General features: G+C 35.1%; 10 protein-coding genes. All 10 read right to left on the bottom strand.

The features are described 5' to 3' along the window. Positions 1–53: 53 nt before the first annotated feature. On the bottom strand, positions 54–626 hold the full coding sequence (locus C1X07_RS08845; protein ID WP_103069650.1) for an Hsp70 family protein: 573 nt from the start codon (positions 624–626) through the stop codon (positions 54–56). A gap of 71 nt (positions 627–697) precedes the next feature. Then, positions 698–1,123: a hypothetical protein gene (locus C1X07_RS08840; protein WP_103069649.1), complete on the bottom strand. Its 426-nt coding sequence runs from the start codon at positions 1,121–1,123 to the stop codon at positions 698–700. Between the two features lie 40 nt (positions 1,124–1,163). Further along, complete coding sequence (locus tag C1X07_RS08835) at positions 1,164–5,207, bottom strand: eCIS core domain-containing protein (protein WP_103069648.1); 4,044 nt, start codon at positions 5,205–5,207, stop codon at positions 1,164–1,166. Next, positions 5,204–6,874, bottom strand: a complete 1,671-nt coding sequence (locus tag C1X07_RS08830) for a hypothetical protein (protein WP_103069647.1) — start codon at positions 6,872–6,874, stop codon at positions 5,204–5,206. The genes C1X07_RS08835 and C1X07_RS08830 overlap by 4 nt, the downstream gene beginning before the upstream one ends. Before the next feature lie 14 nt (positions 6,875–6,888). Further along, positions 6,889–10,347 (bottom strand): eCIS core domain-containing protein, encoded by a 3,459-nt coding sequence (locus C1X07_RS08825; RefSeq protein ID WP_103069646.1) that lies wholly within the window; start codon positions 10,345–10,347, stop codon positions 6,889–6,891. Between the two features lie 78 nt (positions 10,348–10,425). Continuing rightward, positions 10,426–11,130 carry a hypothetical protein gene (locus tag C1X07_RS08820; protein WP_103069645.1) on the bottom strand — a complete coding sequence of 235 codons (705 nt, stop codon included), beginning with the start codon at positions 11,128–11,130 and terminating at the stop codon, positions 10,426–10,428. A gap of 14 nt (positions 11,131–11,144) precedes the next feature. Beyond that, positions 11,145–11,813, bottom strand: a complete 669-nt coding sequence (locus C1X07_RS08815) for a hypothetical protein (RefSeq protein WP_128755227.1) — start codon at positions 11,811–11,813, stop codon at positions 11,145–11,147. A 61-nt stretch (positions 11,814–11,874) separates the two neighbouring features. Further along, entirely contained in the window at positions 11,875–12,048 is a 174-nt protein-coding gene (locus C1X07_RS25000) for a hypothetical protein (RefSeq protein ID WP_164914126.1), read from the bottom strand. A gap of 213 nt (positions 12,049–12,261) precedes the next feature. Further along, positions 12,262–13,893 (bottom strand): contractile injection system tape measure protein, encoded by a 1,632-nt coding sequence (locus C1X07_RS08810; RefSeq protein ID WP_103069643.1) that lies wholly within the window; start codon positions 13,891–13,893, stop codon positions 12,262–12,264. Between the two features lie 4 nt (positions 13,894–13,897). Beyond that, positions 13,898–20,956, bottom strand: a complete 7,059-nt coding sequence (locus C1X07_RS08805) for a hypothetical protein (protein ID WP_103069642.1) — start codon at positions 20,954–20,956, stop codon at positions 13,898–13,900. Positions 20,957–20,961: the final 5 nt, after the last annotated feature.

Genomic DNA, 20,961 nt, shown 5'->3' with positions numbered 1-20,961 from the left:
TTTAATTATTCGTATTTCCCCTTTTACTTTTATTGTTTACTAATATCCATACACTACGGTTTTATATTCGAAAATGCTTTCTTAAATTCTGCTGCTGCTTCCTGAAAGTTATTAAGTTTCCCTTCTTCTTTATATTTTTCTTTAAGTTGAAATGGTATTTCTTCAAAATCTTCGGGTAATTCGTACCCTTTCTCTTCGAAAACATTTTTCATGTCAATCATCTCCTGTTTATATTTTAAAAGCTCAGCCTCATTATTACTTGTATTGATTTTCCAAAATAAGCTCATTGTTTTTGTGGTAAGTTTAAAAAACTCTATTCCTTGAGTAATTTTTTCAAAAGTAGTTTCGTTCTTAGATTTCTCCTTTTTCTCAGAAGTATTCTCGGTACTACTCACGTCTGAAGCTATATTTTTAATCCCATCCATCAGCAAATTTACTTTTCCTTTAAGTTCACCTGTCAACAATGCCATAGCTTCTATATCAGATATCTTAAATGATGTAATTGCACTCTTCTCTACTAATTTCTTTTCTCCTTGGGTAGAATAAATTTCAAAATCACCCATAGGAAAGATATATCCTTTAGGAAACAAATAGTGAACTGTTGGTTTTTTTGTATGGTAGAGCATTTATCCTACTTATTTAATACAGAAAAATATAATGACCATAAACATTGATTAACATTTCAAATTAAGATCCATTACTTTTTCATATTATTATTCAATAACTTACTTAAAAAATCACCTCTCTTTCTTGCAATAGTTGTAGTTGAAAGGGCATGGGGACAAATTATGGTATTACCTGAATCCTTTTCTACAAGAATAGGTAATCCGTAAAATGCAAATTTTGGATCTTCAAATTTTATATCCCATTTACACTCAAGGTTTTTTCTAAAAGTTTCTCCTATATATCTAGAAATCTGATCCCTTAGTATTTTATTTCCTTCCACCATTAACTCTTTATGATCTTCAAAACTATTGAGCATCCAGTTCTCTAAAATATCTAATGAATCGACTGAATAATCCAAGGTCTCTCTAGATTGGTCTTTAAAATTTAATATAAATTTTTCCAGAATATCATCCATATAGAATAACCATTGTTCAAAATCTTCTCTATTTTCTTTCATTTACTTATACTTTATTTATATTAATCAAATTTAGTTAAATTCACTCAAACCTATAGGGGATTCCAGCATCTCGAAGTGCCTTAAGTAGTGGTTGACTGGCTGTACCTTCAAATACCCAAGTAATTTCCCAACCTTGATTATCTTGCAAAATTTTATCTCTTGCTACTTCAGATAAATTATGTTGATTTGCTGTTTGATATCCTGTTTTATGCTCTATTCCTCTCAAAACTGAAGGGTCTGCATCCGCAATGTCTAATCTTCTTGATTGTCCTCCTGCATCAACAGTAACTTCACGCTCTCCCCAACCAAGTTTTTGATGGTACGCGTCCATTGCTGCATTAGCCCTAGGCGCTTGTCTCATATTAACTTCATATTGCTTAGACCACCTTTCATAAGTCCATTCTCCGCCTCTATCCTGATATTCTTGCCATCTCCGTGATTTATGTTCAGGAGAGCCTGGAGCTCCAGGAGCAGGTCTGTCTTCAGTATAACTAGAATCTACTTCATGATCACTAGCAATCATATGAACAGAATACCTGCCAAGTCCTCCTTTTGGGCGTGCTTCAAAATGCTCTATCCAGCGATATTGGGGTTTGATTATACCATTAAGCATTCCAACCGTAACTAATGCCGGGGTATCTATCGCATCCTGCGTTTCGGTTAATGTTCTTGCCGCGGCTATAGCTGCTGGTAATTCTGCTGCTTTTGTAGCATCATCTACCCCCTCGCGAGCACCTCGTTCTCCAGTTTCTTCTCCTGTTTCTCTGGCAGTACGTTCTGCTACTTCTTCGGCAGTCTCTTCTGCAGTTTCCTCAACCCCTTCACGGGCAGCCCGTTCACTAGAAGCCTCAGCTACTTCTCTGGCTGTTCTTTCGGTAGCTTCTGAGGCTGCACCTCTGCCAAAACGCCCAAATAGCTCATCAGAAAACCTCATTAACTTTTCTCCAATTTCTTTGAGGGCATCCATTACAATTCGTAATGCACCCGTAGCATGAGATGCCATCTCCATGATCTTATCAAAGAGTTTTACTATATGTTTTCCAAGTTTTCCTATGATTTTAAATATAGCACCGAGTGCTTCTCCGGTCCAGTCTAGTAACTTAGCAACAGTACTTGCTGCACCATATGCTCCGGCAGTAAGGATACCTAGGACTACTTCAAAAACAATAGTTCCTGCCAACCAACCAACTCCTTCTCCTATTTTACGTTCAGAATCATCAGCCATCATAAAAGTCACCACACTTTCTGCAAGTGATGAACCCGCCCCTCTTATGGCTGTCTCTGCTCTGCTCCACATATCACCAAGTTTTTGAGACAAGGATTCAAAGGTCATACCTTCACCTCCTTCAAAATGTTCAGTAATGGCACCTTGAAAATTTCCTGTGACTTGACCTATAGGTTCTTCAAGCTCTTCACCCATTTCTCTCATTCGAGATGACATCGCTTGTTGAGAACCAGCAGGAGTGCCAGCGGTTTGATCTGTTTGCGATGCATTTTCGGGCGAAGTATCTTGAGTCATTACTCCATAGAACCAGCTTATCAATGAGTTTAATCCATTTAATATTTGATAAATCAGTACAAAAGGATCAGTTAAACCTTCCCATACACCTTTTAGGAAACCTATTACAAACCCAATAATAAAGTCAATACTAGCTCCACTTATGATTTTTGCCAACTTATTAGTTACAGCAATTTTTTCATCGTCACTTCGCTCCCTAAATCCTTGTAAGAAACCAATCACAAATGTTTTTAGTAATGGCCATAATGGCCCCATCATAGGAAGCATTGGTAATGCTTCTAGAAAAGCTATAATTCCATCTAATAAGAAATCTATAATAGGAGGCTTATAACAATTCGGTAATGCCCTCCATGCCCATCCCGCTAAAATAATAGGTATCATTGGAGGATTAAGAATAGCCATTCCTATGGAGGTGATAATCTCCATATACGGTTGAACTACAGTTTTTATCTTATTAAAAATTGTCTTGAAAAAGTTTACTGCACCCTGTAACTTTTCTTGTCCCCAACTAATAAAATCCTGAACTCCTGTAGAAATTGTTTCTACAAAACTTTTTGCCATGTCCAATAATGGAATACCGGTAACCGAACCTATAAATTCTAGAAGTGCTGAGCTTAATTCTACAAACTGTGACATCATCATGTCTACAGCACCACTAATTTCATTAACAAATGCTTCTCCTGCTTCCAAGAGTTGAGGCAAAATACTATCTCCCATTTGCTCTCTTGCATCTCTTATAATATTTGGGTTATCCTTGTTATTCCACAACCATTGTATAGCTTCAACTATTCTTGGACCATACATAATGGTAATATACATCGGTCCTACCGGCGAAATCACCAGAAGGATTGTCAATATTGTTTGCAAGGGACCTATAATAGGTTCAAAAGTAGTTTTAATCTCATTCCAGATATCACTTGCAAATTCCTTAAAATGATTCCATATACCATCTTCTCCTTCACCAGTAAAACCTAGTTGCTCCATTACCCAATCCCATGCACTCTCCATATAACTTTTTACCGTTTGGAGCCAACCCCAAACTGTAGTTGCAATATCACGAACAACAGAAAAAGCCTCTCCCATAAGTTCAATTACAGTATCGAGAATAGGAGCAATTAATAAATCGAACATTTCAGACAGGAAATTTTTCACCTGCGTAAATACTTCTCTAATAGCTTCAAAGAAGGGGTTGTTCATAAAATCTGAAATAAACTCTCTTATTCCCTGAATTGCTTGATTAAAAGCTTCACAAGAAGCTTCGTCTCCATTAACAATACCTTGAAGTATTAAAAAAGCACTTTCAAAATTCCCTTTTAATCCTTCGATAAATTCTCCTATTCCTAATTCGGAAAAAACCCCTGCCAACCAACTCTGTATTCCTCCATTCAACGCCTCACTTATCATTTGGAGAGGACCATTTTCAATTAGTTCAGCCAAACCAGGAGAAACTCTACGTACTATAGCCATAATTGCATCTGCTCCCAATTCTAATGCATCACCTATGGTTTCACCTGCCCAATCAACAGCATCTCCCGCTGCATCACTAACAAAATCAGCACCCGCAGAAAATGCACTCCCAACATCATCAAGAAAAGATGCCTGTAAATTGAGGGATTTTCCTGACATAATAGAATAATTCCCTTTAAAATGACTTGTAGATAAGCTTGGTGATAAATTAATTTTGGGGTGTATTCCTATAGCTCCTTGCTGCACAGTATGTGTCAATTCATGAGCCAATAGATGCTTACCAGAACGGGAATTAGTATTATACTTTCCATCATTAAAATAGATATCACTGCCATTGGTAAATGCCTGTGCCCCCAACTCCCTGTTCATTTGTACCGATTCACTCCCTGTATGGATTCGTACATTACTAAAATCTGCTCCAAATGCAGCTCCCATAGAAGATTGTGTCTCTGATGGTAAAGAGCTACCTCCACCCTTACTTGAATGTAAGCGATTTTGTAAATCCGGTTTTACTTCTCCACCACTATCTATTGATTTTTGTTGAATAGATTCTTCTTCCTCTAATTGCTCTTCTTCTTTTTTCTGCAATTTTTCTTCTTGTTCACAAGAAGCACATTTGGTTTGTACACAAGGAACTAACGGTTTTGTTTGTACATCTATATCAGATTGTTCTGAATTACTTTCAAAAATTGGTTTACGCTGTATCTCTACATCTTCTCCTGATACTTCTTCCTCTTTCTTTTGTAATTTTTCTTCCTGTTCACAGGTACTACATTTTGTCTGAATTTTTGAAACAACGATTGGCTCTGTTTGTATACTGCCTCCTTTATTACTTTCTACAGGAGTACCATTGGTTTCTGTGCTACTCAGTTTTTGTACCACCTGATCCGCCATTGCATCGGCCTCGACTTCATACTTATCATTGGGCTGTCCTATGGTTAATTTTGGTTGAATAGAAGTATGTTCAAAAAAAGGTGTTACTGTTTCATTTGATTTTGAAAAAAAGTTACCCTGCCCCTCTTTGGCAAAGAAAGGTTCTTGTTTAGCCTGGATATGGCTTTTTGCGGTAGTGGTACTATTTTTTTCTGCTGTTTTCACTCCTTATCACGCATTTTTTGAATATCAATAAAATCGTATTTTATGGTATTAACTTCTAGAAAGCACCTAATATCCATTATGATTATACCAATAGTGCTGATTAAAAAAAGTTGAGAAGCATCCCTGTTAAAACCTGCACAGGAATATGGAAATGCTATTTCTAAAATTGGCTGACCGTTATGGTATAAAATAGTATCACATAACAACAAGTGTTTTTTTTCAAAAACAATTAATGCTCCAAGCTCAAATTGATTGCTTTTTTGATATCCATAAAGTTGATCTTCTAATGCAGCGTTGCTCTCTATAATAGAGAGACATTCTTTTGGTTTTAAAATAGGAAGTGCCCTATTTAAATGTAGACCTAAGTTATTAGCAAAGAACACACATAGACCAGATTTTAGGCAAAATACCCCCCCATTATTGTATTTATCAGTTATCCACATGTATTTGCTACATGTACTTCTTATTTTCTTTGAAGGGAAAGTGGCTAACTCATGTAGATAAAACTCAATATCATTTTTATAATCTATAAGTCTTTGTTTTTCTATCTGGTGGGAAAACTCCACATAACTAAACTCTTCAAATTCTCCTGTAAACCATTCTTTAGAATCAACATTATAATGTATAAAATCGGACATTTGGTGCTTATCCTCATCCAAATTTCCAAAAAACTGGATTATTTTTTTTTGTATATTAATATCACACAATTGAAAGCACTCCACTTCTATTTCTGTTTCAATTTTTTGATTTGTAAAGTTGTAAAATATGATGTTATGAGGATACTGAATACATATCATTGACTTGTCTAGGTATAAAACATCAATCGGGATATTCTGCATCTCTTCCTGTATGTCCTCTCTATACAATGGAACATAGATAAATTCATCCAGAGGACTAATGATTTTAGCAATTTCAGTATCATTTTGGTGTGAGTTTACTACTTCTCCTTTTATTTCTCTAACTTGTTTTATTGTAGACCACCTATCATCTTGTAATTTCTCATTTATGCTAACAATTAATTCTTCAAAATACTGTTGCAGTGCTTTATGCGAATTGGCAAAAAATAAGTCCTTATGCCCTGTTACTGCTAATAATTCTTTGCTAATGGTTGATAAAAGCTGATAATTCAAATTATCAACACCTGGTATGGTATGGTCAAAAAGACAAGGTAAAAATGGGCGTTTCTGGATGGGCAACAACGGAATTCTGGTAATCATCAATGACGATGAATCTTTATTTTTGGATTCGAGCATACTTTTTATATGATAAGGACCTGTATTTACAGGTTTATCATACACATTTCTTGTAATTCTCTTGCCTTCTATTATAGCAACTTCATAATTTGCTATCCCGAATAGATCTTTTATAGAGAGGTTTAAAATTTCGGCTATTTCTTTCACGAATGCCGGATGTATTAAAGGAGGGGTTTTTATATAAACTCTATTGGATTCTAATACTTCTACTATATCCTTTTTATCTGAACTAGAGTTTTCATTATGGTTTTTCTGACCAGACTGCCCATAATAGACAAACCTTTTATTATTCAACCCGATTTCATCTAAAGACACAGTATCTTCACTATTTAAAATATGGGTATACGCATTCCGAACCTCCACAAATTTATCGGTTGAATATTGAAAGAATGTATGTATCGTACTACTACTCATTAATTAATTATTTATTAAAATTCGACATAACCCCTTATATTTTTCTCAAAAGGTAAAACCCCTGTACTATCAGAAAAAGGTACTGTATACCCACTTTGTTTAGTTATTTGGTAAATAATCTGCATATGGTCCGCAGCCCCTCTATTTGACACTCTACTTCCTGAATTAGAATCAAAATAATACCTATTTAAAACTTTGGTTCGAACATTAGTAATAATGACATTTTCGCCATCATTACTTACACAAGTAAGGTTTAATACGGCTGTAGATCCTTTTACATGTTGTAGAGAAGCACTTCTAACAGTTATGGTTCCAGCTCTACCAGATCCTACTCCTCCTGTCATTGGGGAGGTTTCTCCATCTATTACACGAACCGATTCTCCTTCACCACTTTCTGAGTTTTCTAGGCCTGGTATTTGTTCGGTTATGGTTCCAAAATCAAAGCTATCTTCAGAGGTTTTGCTTTCTCCAACAATTCTGGCAAAATCCTCTGAGCTCATCTCCTGATCCTGCACATGTTCAATAAACCTATCTATATCTTCCTGAGATGCCGTACCTCCAGATGCCGTAACAATTTCACTTATTAAAACCGAACGGTTTCTTGCTTCCCAGGCGGTTGCTCTAGCCTGATACATATCTGGTGGGATAATAATCCCATGACCAGGATTATACAACCTTGAAGAATGTATTCCTCCTTCTGATGGGGTGCAAGCTGCTACTCCTTCTACATAATCTTCTAAACCTACCATTTCAAATATGCCATTTAAAAACTCTAGCAATGAATCCTTCATAAAATCCTCCATCAAATCACCCACAAGAGGTTTCATAAACTCTTCTTCAAACCACTCTGTTCCAACTACCAAATTTAAAGCTACCTCTATTCCCAAATTAGCTACTAGTCCCCATAAACAACCCAGAGCTGGTGGTGTAAAACATGACACTACTTGTACTCCAACACGAATAAGATTAACAGCAGTAGCAATTATGCTGGTATAAAATGCAGCATCTTTCATTTGTTCTAGAATTTGCTCATATGCCTGCAATTGCTCTTCGTATTTTTCTTCAAGACTTGTAATGAGCTCTTCTAATTCTGCTTTTAATTCGTTTAATTTGGCTTCTAGCTCTTCATCAACTAATCCTTCTACAATTTGCTGACGCATCTCTTCTTCAAATTTTTCGATCACAGCAGAAATACATCCCGCAAATACACTAAAACTATATTCTAAAAATTGTTCAAATGCAACTCCAAACCCTTTGAGCAGAAGTTTTACTATGCGAGCCATCCAACCTTTACTAAAACCAGATGATTTAAGTCCTTTGGCCTTCGTTTTTACATTTCTAGTTCTTTCCTTTAACCCTTCTATTTTTTCTGCTAAAAGATCAAATTTTTCTCCTAATAATATCCTAAGATTCCCAATAATAAGTCCTTTGGGTCCAGCCCAAAATTCAATTTTCTTATAATCTTTTGTAGCTTCATTAAAACGTCCAGTCGCTCCTTCTCTTTTATTGAGTTTTCTGTCAAATTCTACTTTTTCTTCTAGGTATTTTTCAACTTCATCATTTCTTAAGAAAACATTACCATGTGTTCGCTTCCAATTCCCTAAAGACCTATTAAAATTACGCCTTTTGGCGGGCCAATCTGTATTTTTCTGTAATACTTTGTTTGAAGGGTTATGCCTAGAAATAGTACTTTCATTTGTACGCTCTTTACTTTGCTGATTTACTTGTGGTGTATGGTGGTTTTCTTTTTTACCTGGTTCTTCTTTTCTATTTAAATTTCCGTTTGGTCTATTTTGGCGTATTCTATTAAAACTCTCTAATACCTGTTCTCTAAGTTGGGTTATTGCCTGACGTTCCTGTGTTAAAACTGCTGGAGATATTCTATATGGGTGTGGAAGTCGTGCCCACAAGTATACGCCTGAGTCTCCTACTTCTGCTAACCATACTCGTTTTCTTCCTCTTTTTATAAATCCTGCATTTTCTTTATCATACTCACGATTAAACTCATCATAATTAAGACCCTCTGGAATGGAAAGGCCAGTTAATGCAGTTACGGAAGGAGTTTGTATCTGGTTTCCAAAATCTCTTCGTGCAGATGAAGAAAATCTTCTTAATCCTTTGCGATAATGATTTAGTTGACTAGGTGCCATTAATGGATTATCCAAAAGTGTATCTTTTCCTTTAATTTCTCCAATTCTAACTGGAGAAGAAAAATTCCCTGATATAGATCCACTTCCTCCTATTCTTGTGCTGTTTCCTTGACTATCAACTGCAAATCTTGCATATCCATTTAAAGTAGGAGTTGGGTTTTTGGGTCCTTTTGCTTTATCCAGATCTGTAGATCTAATGTCATTATAAATATACTTTGTTTTGCCTGCATGCTCATCGGTTAGTACATCATTGTGAGGAATACCTCTTATTCCTGGGATATTTCCATTACTTTCAAACAAATCGGCATATCCCATTACATCAAATCCTATTGGTGCTACTGGGGATAATCTTCCTCTGGGGGCGGCACCAGGTATAGGAGCTTCTGTAGTGAGAGTTGTATTTGTACCTCGAAGCTTATCCTGAACTTCTTCTCCTATAGGTTTCTTTTGAATCACTTTATTCATTAATTTGGGAGAAGGTCCAACTTTTCCCTGTTGAATGGTATGTGTCAACTCATGCGCCAGCAAATGCTGCCCCGAACTAGAATTGGTATTATACTTTCCTTCATTAAAATGAATATCACTACCGTAGGTAAATGCCTGAGCTCCTAGATCTTTATTCATTTGTATCGATTCTCTACCTGTATGAATACGAATACTACTAAAATCAGCTCCAAAGGCTGATCCCATAGAGGACTGAATACCTGATGGCAATTGACTGCCTCCTCCTCTACTAGAATTTAGACGGCTTTGTAAATCAGAGCCAGAACTACCTTCTGTTGTATCTGATTTGGTTTGAATTTCTTCTTCCTGATCAGAAATATCTTCTTTTTTTTGTATTTTTTCTTCTTGCTCACAAGCAGCACATTTGGTTTGTATAAAAGGTATTAATGGTTTGGTTTGTACATCTATATCAGATTGGTCTGCATTACTTTCAAAAATCGGTTTACGTTGTATTTCTAAATTATTTTTTGGAATCTCTTCTTCTTCCTTTTTTTGCAATTTCTCTTCTTGCTCACAGGTAGCACATTTGGGTTGCACTACACTTACATCATTTGTTCGAGAATACCCTGCGGAGGCAGAAGGATCATTTAATCGCTGCACTACCTTATCTGCCATAGCATCTGCTTCTACTTCAAACTTATCATTAGGTTGACCTATAGTAAGTTTTGGCTGTATCGTTGTAGGATTAAAAAAAGAGTTTGTTGCCTCCTTTGATTTTGAAAAAAAGTTACCTTGCCCTTCTTTTTTAAAGAACGGTTGGTACTTTGCCTGAATAGTGTTATTAGCAGTAGAACTTTTATGTGCTTCGGCAACTTTCATCTATTTTTCTTCAATCCCTAATTATATTTTATTTGATTATACATCTTTTTTCTACCAAAATATTTATACTAATTCGTCCTAAAAGTGACCTGAGAGTCCAACTCCCCCACTAACTCCTCTTATCTGTGTTAAATCATCTGGATTAGCATTCAGATCAAATTGAAAATCCAAATTAACTCCTCTTCCCAAGGGTATGGGGATATCTAACTGAAGTTCTCCATTTTGAAAAAACTCAAACGATTTTAGTCCTATCCCGGTTCCATAAGAGAGTACTGATCCTAATGTTTCGTTAGCTCCCAAAAACCCAAAACTTGTCTGTAAAAGGTTAATCCCTAATCCATATCTTAAAAAAGTGTTCCACATTAACTCATTATTTCCCGGATATAATGATGCCACCCGATAAAAATGATGAGCATTATTCCATAAATTCTCATCTACATCTAGCTTTAAAGCATACGCCAGACACCTAAAGTCCGGGAACTCAGGATTGGTGTAACACCTATTTGTTCGTGGAGTACCTCCACCTTGACTTGTTGTTGTAGACGTACTACTTTCTGGTGGATTATTTTCTTCTGTAACCTGATCTGGTCCATCTTGTTTCTGAATGACATCGGTATTTACATTTTCCTTTTTTTGAATAGTATTTTCTCCAAAAAAAGAAGGTGTATTTTTATTTGTTCTTGAAAAAAAAACTCCTTGTCCCTTCTGATTAAAGAACGGCTCCCTCTTTTTTTGAATTAGGTTTTGGGTATGAGTACTTTTATGTGATTCTATTGCCTTCAACTATTCTTTATATGCTATTGATTTGCCTTCACTACTTTTTTTTGCTGTTGCATTAATATCTTTTGATTCAAGTATTTTTTTGTTTTAGGATTCTGCCTGTAAATCTTATCAATCTGTTCTTTCAAAATGATGGTATCTTTTAATGCAGAAGGGTCGGATTCAATTTCTTTTTGGATGGTAGCTACCGTTTTTATTCCTTGTAGAATTTCTATGTTCGGCAGACCATTAATAAGACTATCCTCTTCCTTATCTTTAATTGGTTCATATATAACATCTTCCTTGTTTTCGATAGCCTTGTTTGTTAAATCAATCGCTTTTTCAGGATTACCAAGCAACAAATTTGCCTCTGCCACTGCTTTTAAATCTTCGACAGTTGTAGCTCTTTTTTCGAGTTTTTCTGTTACCCTTACCAACTCATTATGAGCAACAGTATCATTAGGGTTTTCTATAACTTCATCTGAATACTTTTTTAGTGCGAATTTGTCTTTTTCAATTTGTATCTCCTGTATACTAGGATATGCAATCATAATGATAGGTATAGGGAAAAAGAGCAGTAATTTTTTTAAATCATCTTTCCTGATAATAAAATATACTAAGCCTGCGCAAAGAAGCATAAATAGAAATACTCCCAAAAAAAGTAGCACAATTTCATAAATGTATAGGTTGTCGAATATTGCTTTCATCTCATTAATTTTTATCGTTTCATTGTCATCCTGTCAGTTTTTTAAAATCTGACCCCACTTCTTAAGTACCCCCCGGTACTTTAATTGTTAAAGCTCCCGGTAGTTCTGTCAGTTTAGGTACTTCATTTGTTAAAGAATCCCCTAGTTTTGTTAACTCAGGTGGTTCTTTTGTTAAAGAGCCTTGTAAATTTGTTGATAGATTAACTTCATTTGCCCATCGACGTACAATAATCATAGGCTAACCAACAAATTTTATTATCCTCCCTTTTCTAGGAGAGGTTTTTACATTTTTTAACCAATGTCATTAATTTAAGGGTAATCTAATATCCCTTGTCACACTGAACTTGTCGAAGTGCTTTCAGATTCACATTTTCTAATTTCTTCGACAAGCTCAGACTGACGATTAGCTCCTTAACTAAACGACATTGAATCTTTCATTCATATCATTTTATCTCCATTCGACTTTTAGCAGCTCTTTCATCCATGGGAGTTTAATCATGCTCAGGTTCCATGGTAATTTGTCCAGCAATACATCAATAGCTTTTTGCTCTACACATAATTGCCAACCAGACTGTTCCTTTTTCAGTTTACCTTCGCGTACTAAAAACCCTTCTCTCAAACCATTAGGAGAAGTGCTCCCTAATACTCCCCAATGTTCTATCACTGCTTGTAACAGATGATCGGCTTCTTCTTTTTCAGTTTCAGATAAAACCATTGTATGATCCAACGGTATATTTACCGGCATATCACAAAGAAATTTGGGCAAAACCAAATCAAAATCTATAACCTGATCATTGCCACTTACCAAAAAATGTAAGAGCAAAACAGCTTTAGATTGGCATTGATAATTCTTGAAACGGGATTCTTGTAATAAATCCATTTTTTTGAACAGGTTATTGAGAAAAGGATGTAAAAGTACTATCCCAGCATTTTTAAAAAACTGTGGTAATGCCATTTCAGAAGCCTCTTTTATAGGTTCTTCAACCTTAACATCATCAAGCATTTCTTTTGTATAATCCACATTTTGAGTCTCATCAAACTCAGGGTGAATAGCTCTTTTTTCCTTGGTTTTATCTGCTCTATTATCTGATTTATCTCTCTCTATTTCTTTATCTACAACCTCCTCCAGAAATTCTTTTTCTTGTGCATTACTTTCGTTCTTTTTCTTTATCTCTTTTTTTTCTTTCTTATACTTATTTTTTAAAAACTCGTTAGTCTTTTTATCAAAAGCTTTTAATAAAAGAGGGGTTCCATTTTTAAATTTTTCTGGCGTATCGCTAAACTTCTTTCTTAAGGCTAATATTTCCGGATGTTCTACTAATTGATCGATCAACTTCTCAGTACTCAACTTCTCTCTTTTCAGGATTACTTTTTTGTAGATTGTTTTCCATAAAACGACTTCGAGTTCTCTTATCGTTAACTTTCTTGTTATGAACATATCCTCTTCCCTATACAATTGAGATAACTCATTAAAAAAAACTAGTAATCCATTCTGGGAAAAACCAGTGTATAATTCTACGATGGATTTTAAGTCTGTAGCATTATGTTGTATAATTAAACGTTGAAATGCCGTTGGATGTTTTTCCAGGACTGCTTGTAACTGCAATATGGCTTTATCTTCGAGTCCTAAAGTTTCTAATACCTTCTCGATCCAATTTTCTTTGGGTACAATGGTATACGAAGGCAATGTTCCTCTTTCTAGCCAATATAGCCATAGATTAAAATACTGCTCTCTTGTAGAGAGTTGTTTTTGGTCTTGAGGAGCCTTCAAAATCCCTTCTTCTACATCTCTGGTTGTATACACTGCCTGGATACATTTTTCTGCTAGTAATAGCATTATCTTATCTACTATATCAAGGATATTTTCTTCATCTAAAACAATTGTTCCTATGTCAATTTCTATCCGATCCAGTTGTACTACTTCATCTTCCCCTACCATTCTGTCAAATAACGAATTCATCTCAGGGACTAACGTATTCCAAACTAACTCACTCATACGTTGTTGTACAGCATACGTTTTTTTGGAAGAAGGTATTTCTAACGCTATAATTTGTTTTCCTATGAGATGGTTATTCGACATATAATTATTTTATAATACTCTTGATTTGTTTTACTGTTTTTAAATTGGTGAGTGTTTTTATTTCTTCTTGCTTCCAGTTTTTGGTAACTTCTTTAAGCGAAAGTCCTTTTGATTTCAATCTTTGGAAACTCTTTTTTAGCGCGTCTAAATCCTCTTTATTTACTTCTGCCTTTTTATCAAGTACTAAAGCATCAAGTATATGCCAGGTTGCATTTTTAATTAATTCTAAGAACGCGGAAAGGTTATTATCTTTTTGAAGGCTATATCTACTGAAAAAGTTTGCCAATTGAACATAGCCGTTTATTGTTGGTGCGTTTTTAATGAAAAACTGAACACGTTCATAGCTTTTTGTCTTACGTATCGAGTCGTTTGCTGCTACTTCGATATTCTCGAGATACCTAGGTTTTCTTTGTCTTACCAGAGCTAGCACCTCTTTTTCACTATTTTTGGCTGTCTTTTTTACAGTGGTCTTCTTTTTGGGGGTTACTTTTTTATTAGTTGATTTTACTTTTGGTTTTGTTTTAGCACTTGCTGTCTTAGTCTCTAATCCTGAAGATACAGTACCTGGAATATTATCTTGTGGCATCTGTGATCCAGGGCAATATCCCCAAAACAAAGAGCCTTCTGTTTCTATGGGTAAACAACATGGATCTGTTGATTCTTTATCATCTTCTGGTTCACAATTGCAATCACCTTCTGCTCCGGGAATCGTGGCGCACGGTGGTTCTGAAACTAGATTTTTTATACACTCTACAATTCGACAGGTTGGTGAAAGATCGTCTGGACCACAACTACGTTTTTTAGGATCTTTATTTACTTCCCACTCCAGCCATACCCTATATGCATCTTCAAATTTGCATAAATCTCTTGGGCTTAACCATACTATATTAATTCCTACTAATGCCGGTACTTCTTTATATATCAGTTGTTCAAATGCTTTTCTGGCTTCTGCAGTTCTAAATCGTTTATCCCATGCAGGCAATACCATAGTTGCCCAAAACGAATAGGGATCACTACCCGGGATATAGCAAAGCTCATCGGGGTTAGATTCTGCACATGGATCATCTTTATCCATATCAGGATACCAATCAATTTTACATCCGTAATCCGGGCAGATTGGTAATAAACAGCTTACGGGCTGTCTTTCTCCATTGGCATCAATGATAACGTGGTTACACTCACCATCACTTTTAGGACGTAATAAAATATGTTCCAAAAGATGCATTCCGGTATTTTGTACACATTGCTTGGTTATTTCAATAGCATCTGTTACTTCTTGCAAACAGTTGTACTGCTGGGGATGATCTCCTATTTTTTTTCGAAGATCCACAAGCTGGAAAGAAAATGGTCCATAAGGTGTTTTTTGCGTGCACTCGATGGTCAACCATCCGTTTTTGGACATATTACAAAATTCTACAAATGCTTTTAATGCTTCTTCACAACATGAATAATAATTACTACTTACAAAAACATATTTGTTGTTACAAAGGCTTTCCTTTTCTTGTATCTCATCACTACATCCACAAGGTTGTAATCCATCAGGGGTACTATCCTGATCATTTGTTGGCCAATACAATTGGTAACAGTAACCTTTATCTGTTTTGTATACCGGAAAGTAATTGGCAACCCGCTGCAGGTCTTCTAACTTAATCCCCCCATTTTCGAGAATATTTATAATGTCTTTGTTATCCTTATATATCTTCTTAAGACAATCGATTACTTCTTCTAATCTACTTTTTTGTTTTTTAACATCGCTATCCAAATCATCACCAATGAGGCAATCCGGAATACATTGTAAACAATCTCTTATGTTTTGAACAAAATCACAAAAATCAATACTAAACCCATCCGACACTTCGCTAGTATGAGGTTTCTGAGTTAGAAATCTATGTTCTATACTGTTCTTTTTTGCTCTAGAATTTTCTTTGGTAATATATTTTGTCCAGTCTATTGTTTTTAGAATCGTATTCCATTTATCTTTTTGCTCATTTCGCTCTTTTTCAGAATCATAATTACAATTGTGGTCTGCTACAAAATAATCAGGAGATACTACTTTAAATTTCCAATACTCTCGATCACAATATGCTATATAATTCTTATCTTCTTCTGCAGCATAGACAAACTCTCTAACTCCTTTGGGTACACAAGTACCACATCGTAAGTTTTCGGGATCAGGGAAAGCATCATCCCAGGCTTGTTCCTCGCTTTCAAAATCACAAGAACTCTCTACTAAAACTTCAATCAACCCAACATAATACTTCCCATTTTCGCATAATACTCTACAATTATTTGGCGTACCTGCCAATGTATAAAAATGTTGGTATGCATGTTTGACTTCTTCAATGGTATTGTAACATGATACACTTTCCCATAGTACTTGTTCTCTATAGCTTTTTGTATTGGAATAATTATGAGTTGGGTTATCTACCTTTTTCATCCTGACTACCCTGTACTTATATTTGGTATTACAGACCTCATCATTATTATTTTCTACTTTGAATAATGGAAAAAGACGGGCTAACTTTACGTAAAACTCTTCTACGTTTCCTTTTTTTTCCTTTACTCTTTTACTGATTGCCTCAGGGATTACTGCGATAAAAGAGATATCATCACAAACAGAAGAGTCTTGTTTTTTATACACCTCTTCTACACTTATTTTTCTTCCTTCACCATAATTGGTTATATCTCTTGCAATATCAATTATGTCTAACCAATGATTATCATAAGCTATTTCTGCTTCTTCACAGCTATTGTACCCTTTGTAACTATTAAGAATAAACTCATCTCCTTTATCATCTTTAAAACAAACCTGATAATGATATAAATTTTGGTTTTGTTTTATTTGAACAGCCTTTTTCTTAGAAGGGCATTCTTTTAGTGTCACAGGAGGAATTACATCGCATATTTCAGATTTGATTTTTTCTATTATATCCTTATCTGTATACTGTTTAGGGTTTCTTGCTAAAGGGCTATTTTTTTTATAAAAACGCCATTCATATTTTCCTCTCGGATGTTCGGCTAATGCATCAGCAATAAACTTTTTATTCGGTTCACCTTTTCTCGTATATACCTTTTGAAGATACCCTACTGTTTCTTTGGCTTCTTCTAGTGAAGCTACATGATTGCCCTTTTTATATTGTATGGCCAAAGGTGTTGTTTTGTTATTCTCATATAGTGCAAAATCAAAATTACTGCCCTTTTTTGTTATAGCCTTAAACTGTAGCGCTGGTAGTTTTTCTACAAAACTCTCGTAAGCATTTGAAGCTTCTTCTTTTGATACATATGTTGCCTTGCTTCTAAAAACAGGGTGTAATCTTCCTTCATGATCACTTGCTCCAAATACATAATTGTACCTTGCAATACTGTCTGTAATTCTGAATTCATAACAATGGGGAATAAGTACTTTTAAGTTTCCTTGATTAGCTTCAGCCATTACAGTGGTATCAAAATCATTCTGAGCCTTGAGTTTTGATGAGAATTCGGCAGTAGATTTCAATACTTTTTTATCTTCATCCAGTAATGTCCAAACATATCGACGAGGTTCTTCTTTAACTAAAACTGGCACTTCATTTTTTTTAAGGAACTGTGTTGTTGCTTCTAATGCTTTATCCCGATCTGTTACTGTCTCTAGATGATCCGGAGGTAGTGCCAAAAATGTGTCAAACTTATCTCTTAGAATAAAGTTATATTCTGGATTACCTTCATCTCCTGATTTAAGAAAATTCTTTTTTTGTTTTCCTTGCTCAAAAGCTTCACCAATACACTGCAACGCCTCCTCCTCTGAATCATAACAGCAATAGCTCATCAGTAAACTTGCGTTATCTTTCTTTTTTATACTAAACCCATATTTTTCCTTTACTTTTTCATACTTAGGTTTAGTATTTCTATTGCCGCAAACTTGTGCAAATTCTTCTATTAGTGTACCTAATTCTAATTGTGCTTTTGATATTGGGTTTGAAACCGCAATATTTTTCCCCTTTTCATTTTTTAAGAAGACCAGGACGGTATTCCCTTTTTCTTTATAGGTATAATTCTTAGGGTCAGAGCCTAGCATTTTGGCTTGTCTCCATATAGCAACTGCTCTATTTTTATCTGCATAACAATGTATCCCTTTTAGTAAGATATTGCCTTTAATAATCAGTTCCCATTGAAATGCCTGCTTGTAAGGGACAATACATTTTTGAGATTCCGGTTCATCTATTAGATGTTGCCAAGCTTTATCCTGATTTTTAAATACCAGATCGCTTTTTACCTTTTTCTTTGCTTTTTCTTCGTATTTATGCCATTTCCAACTGATCAAAGTATCAATATGGTAATTTAATCTCTTTGTATTTATATACCTATTCTCCCGGCTTAAAGGAAGTAAACGAAACTCTGACTCGTCTTTATCTTTCTGAGTTCCTGCATTAATTTGATCTATAAAATGATCTTTCTTATCCAGAGCTTCTTTATTAGATTTCAACTTTACTTTTTGGTCATAAATAACGACATCTCCATTATGACTAAGTAATTGTTGGTGATATTGAAACTGTGCTGGTATTATGTTCTCCTCTTCAGGTTTTTTTGAAAATAGTCTTTGAATCTCTTCACTCTTAAAACCATTCAATCTTTTCTCTAAAAGTGTATACTTTTTAGAATCTCTCAAATCCTGTAATAGTACCTCTGCAGCACTGCTTAATTCATCCTTGCTTTGATAGCTTCTGTTACTTCTGAAAAAAACATTCCCCTTTGGTCCTTTTAATTGTAATCTGTAACACCGTACTACTTCAAAATTGCAAAGATTACGTCTGTTATAGTTAGATACTCCCGAAAGAAGGGATATCCGTTTTTCGAAACCAGAAACATTATTAGTATTCCAGGATGTGTTTGTATAGTCAAATGCTTTTGCTCTATTTCTACTTACTTCGGCAAACTTATTGATATAAGAAGATTGATCAGCAATAGTTTGTTGTTTGTTGTTTGTCTGGTCTACTTTATTTTGATATTGAAGTATCGCATAATCTGTAAATTTTTCTCCAAATCTAGCTAATAAATGATCCAAAAACTGTTTTCTTCTTTCCACATACTCCTGAGGCGTTTCTGTAAGACTCTGAATAAGATTTATATACGAAACGGGATTATAACTAAGGTTAAAGTAATGTTGATCTGTATTGGCATTGTTCTGAGACACATCCGATACTACCGAATATGTTTCTTTTAATGCACATAAAAACGCAACATTTTTTGCTCCATTTACAGCATCATTATGAGTAGCATACCTTTGTATACCAACTAAAACGACATCACCAGGAAAATCAGGGCAGAGCGTAAAGAAATACCCTCCCCGGTCATGTAAAACCTCTATTGTATAGTTATTACTAAAAAAAGCATCAATCAGTTGATGAATGTAAATGGTTCGAATAGCAGACGAAGAAAAGGTAAGTATTCCGACATCATTAGAGTTAGCATCACAATAATTTTCTATTGTTAGTCTGCTTCGTGGATCTGATTGTAAGCGGGTTATTGTTTGATGCCATTTTGTATCACGGGCTACAGGTATTGCCAACCGTGCACCTTTGGGTATCTGTTCATTTTCTTCATAAAGTTGTAACACTTCTTCTAATCCCGGTACCTCTTGCGGAAGGTCAGTAAAATAGGTTCGTTTAGCTGATACTTCTTTATCTGCCTCTGGAGTTAAAGCAAACAACGACCTTATTTGGGATAACTGCGCTGTATAATTTGCTAACATCTGATCATAAAACATAAGATACCCTTTTAATTGCAGGGCTTGCGTTTTACGTAAGAGAGTAGCATTATCAGAGAGACCGTCTTCTCCGATTCCATATACTACAGGAAAATCATTTTGAATAGATTCAAATGTTTTAAGATCTTCTCTATATCTCCCCAGAGGAATTTGATTATCCAACTCTTCATCGGGCAAGTGAAATTTTTTGGCAAATGAAAAAGTTTGATGAATTTTGGAAGTGTTTAAAGGAATAAACCCCTCTGCGCTATATAAATCAATACATGTTTCTTTAAGAGAGAATACTGGTACTTCTTGCTTTGAGATTTTAATCCCTGTTGACCAATAACTACTATCCCCTTTTTCCTTACAGTATTCATCAGAACTGACGACACTACCTCCCTTAAAATGGGCTTTTTTCACTCGTAAAACACCTTCGATACTTAGAATGACAGAATACAAATCTGATACATAAATTTCGTCTCTGTTTTCAATATTTTCTAATTCTTCAGTATCTACAAACCCAAAACTCTCTTGCAAATAGGGTCTTCCTGCAAAGATTTCATCAATCGTTTTTCCTTTGTTAAGTAATTCTTTTAAGGTATAATAGGAAATCTTTGGTTGTATAAAATCTCTTGTTCTTTTTATAATTTGCGCATATATTCTTTCTGGGTCGTATCCTGTTTTGATTTCAACTTCTGCACAAACTCCAATATTGTGAGGTTGTAGCACGCACACATCTTCTACAAAATCTTCACATAAATTGCGATGCGCTGCCAATAATGATTTTACTTCTTTGATTAAGGCTTTTTCATTTCTATTATCCTGGATGATATCAATATCCTTTTCTATGTATACTTTGTACAACCCATTTAACTCAATTTCTGGGCATCTCGTATTTCCCCCTCCTTTACAGTTAAGTTGATTCTGATATTCATCAATATATAATTTCACTTCCTGATGGGTTGGTTCTAACCATGCATTACGTACTCCTTTAATCTCTAATAGCAGTTTTCTATAATCGGTTATTGTAACAGGGTTGACCGTTAATATTTCTAAGGGGGTTAAAAAATTATCATCTGTATCTGATTCATCCTTTAGAGCAATAAGGTCTTTGAAAGGAAGATTTGTTTTATACCCAAGATCCATTAATGCATATACCAACACTTCTAAAATGGTGATTCCAGGATCATGAGCATTATGATCTGTCCATATTTTTCCTGAAAGCGCACCGATATGCTCTAACCCTTCTTTCCGAAGCGTTTTAAAATCCAAAAAATCGGGTATATTAGGATCTTTTTGAGATAGTACCGTTATTTTATTTTCTGATGCTTTTGCCATTTTAA

It is taken from the genome of Aquimarina sediminis (assembly GCF_002895435.1).
Taxonomy (GTDB): Bacteria; Bacteroidota; Bacteroidia; order Flavobacteriales; family Flavobacteriaceae; genus Aquimarina; species Aquimarina sediminis.
This window is presented reverse-complemented; position numbering and strand designations above follow the sequence as displayed.

What these genes read in the sequence shown, in the direction of transcription:
- C1X07_RS08845 (WP_103069650.1), bottom strand. Translation starts at nt 626, where the DNA reads ATGCTCTACCATACAAAAAAACCAACAGTTCACTATTTGTTTCCTAAA.
- C1X07_RS08840 (WP_103069649.1), bottom strand. Translation starts at nt 1,123, where the DNA reads ATGAAAGAAAATAGAGAAGATTTTGAACAATGGTTATTCTATATGGAT.
- C1X07_RS08830 (WP_103069647.1), bottom strand. Translation starts at nt 6,874, where the DNA reads ATGAGTAGTAGTACGATACATACATTCTTTCAATATTCAACCGATAAA.
- C1X07_RS08825 (WP_103069646.1), bottom strand. Translation starts at nt 10,347, where the DNA reads ATGAAAGTTGCCGAAGCACATAAAAGTTCTACTGCTAATAACACTATT.
- C1X07_RS08815 (WP_128755227.1), bottom strand. Translation starts at nt 11,813, where the DNA reads ATGAAAGCAATATTCGACAACCTATACATTTATGAAATTGTGCTACTT.
- C1X07_RS25000 (WP_164914126.1), bottom strand. Translation starts at nt 12,048, where the DNA reads ATGATTATTGTACGTCGATGGGCAAATGAAGTTAATCTATCAACAAAT.
- C1X07_RS08810 (WP_103069643.1), bottom strand. Translation starts at nt 13,893, where the DNA reads ATGTCGAATAACCATCTCATAGGAAAACAAATTATAGCGTTAGAAATA.
- C1X07_RS08805 (WP_103069642.1), bottom strand. Translation starts at nt 20,956, where the DNA reads ATGGCAAAAGCATCAGAAAATAAAATAACGGTACTATCTCAAAAAGAT.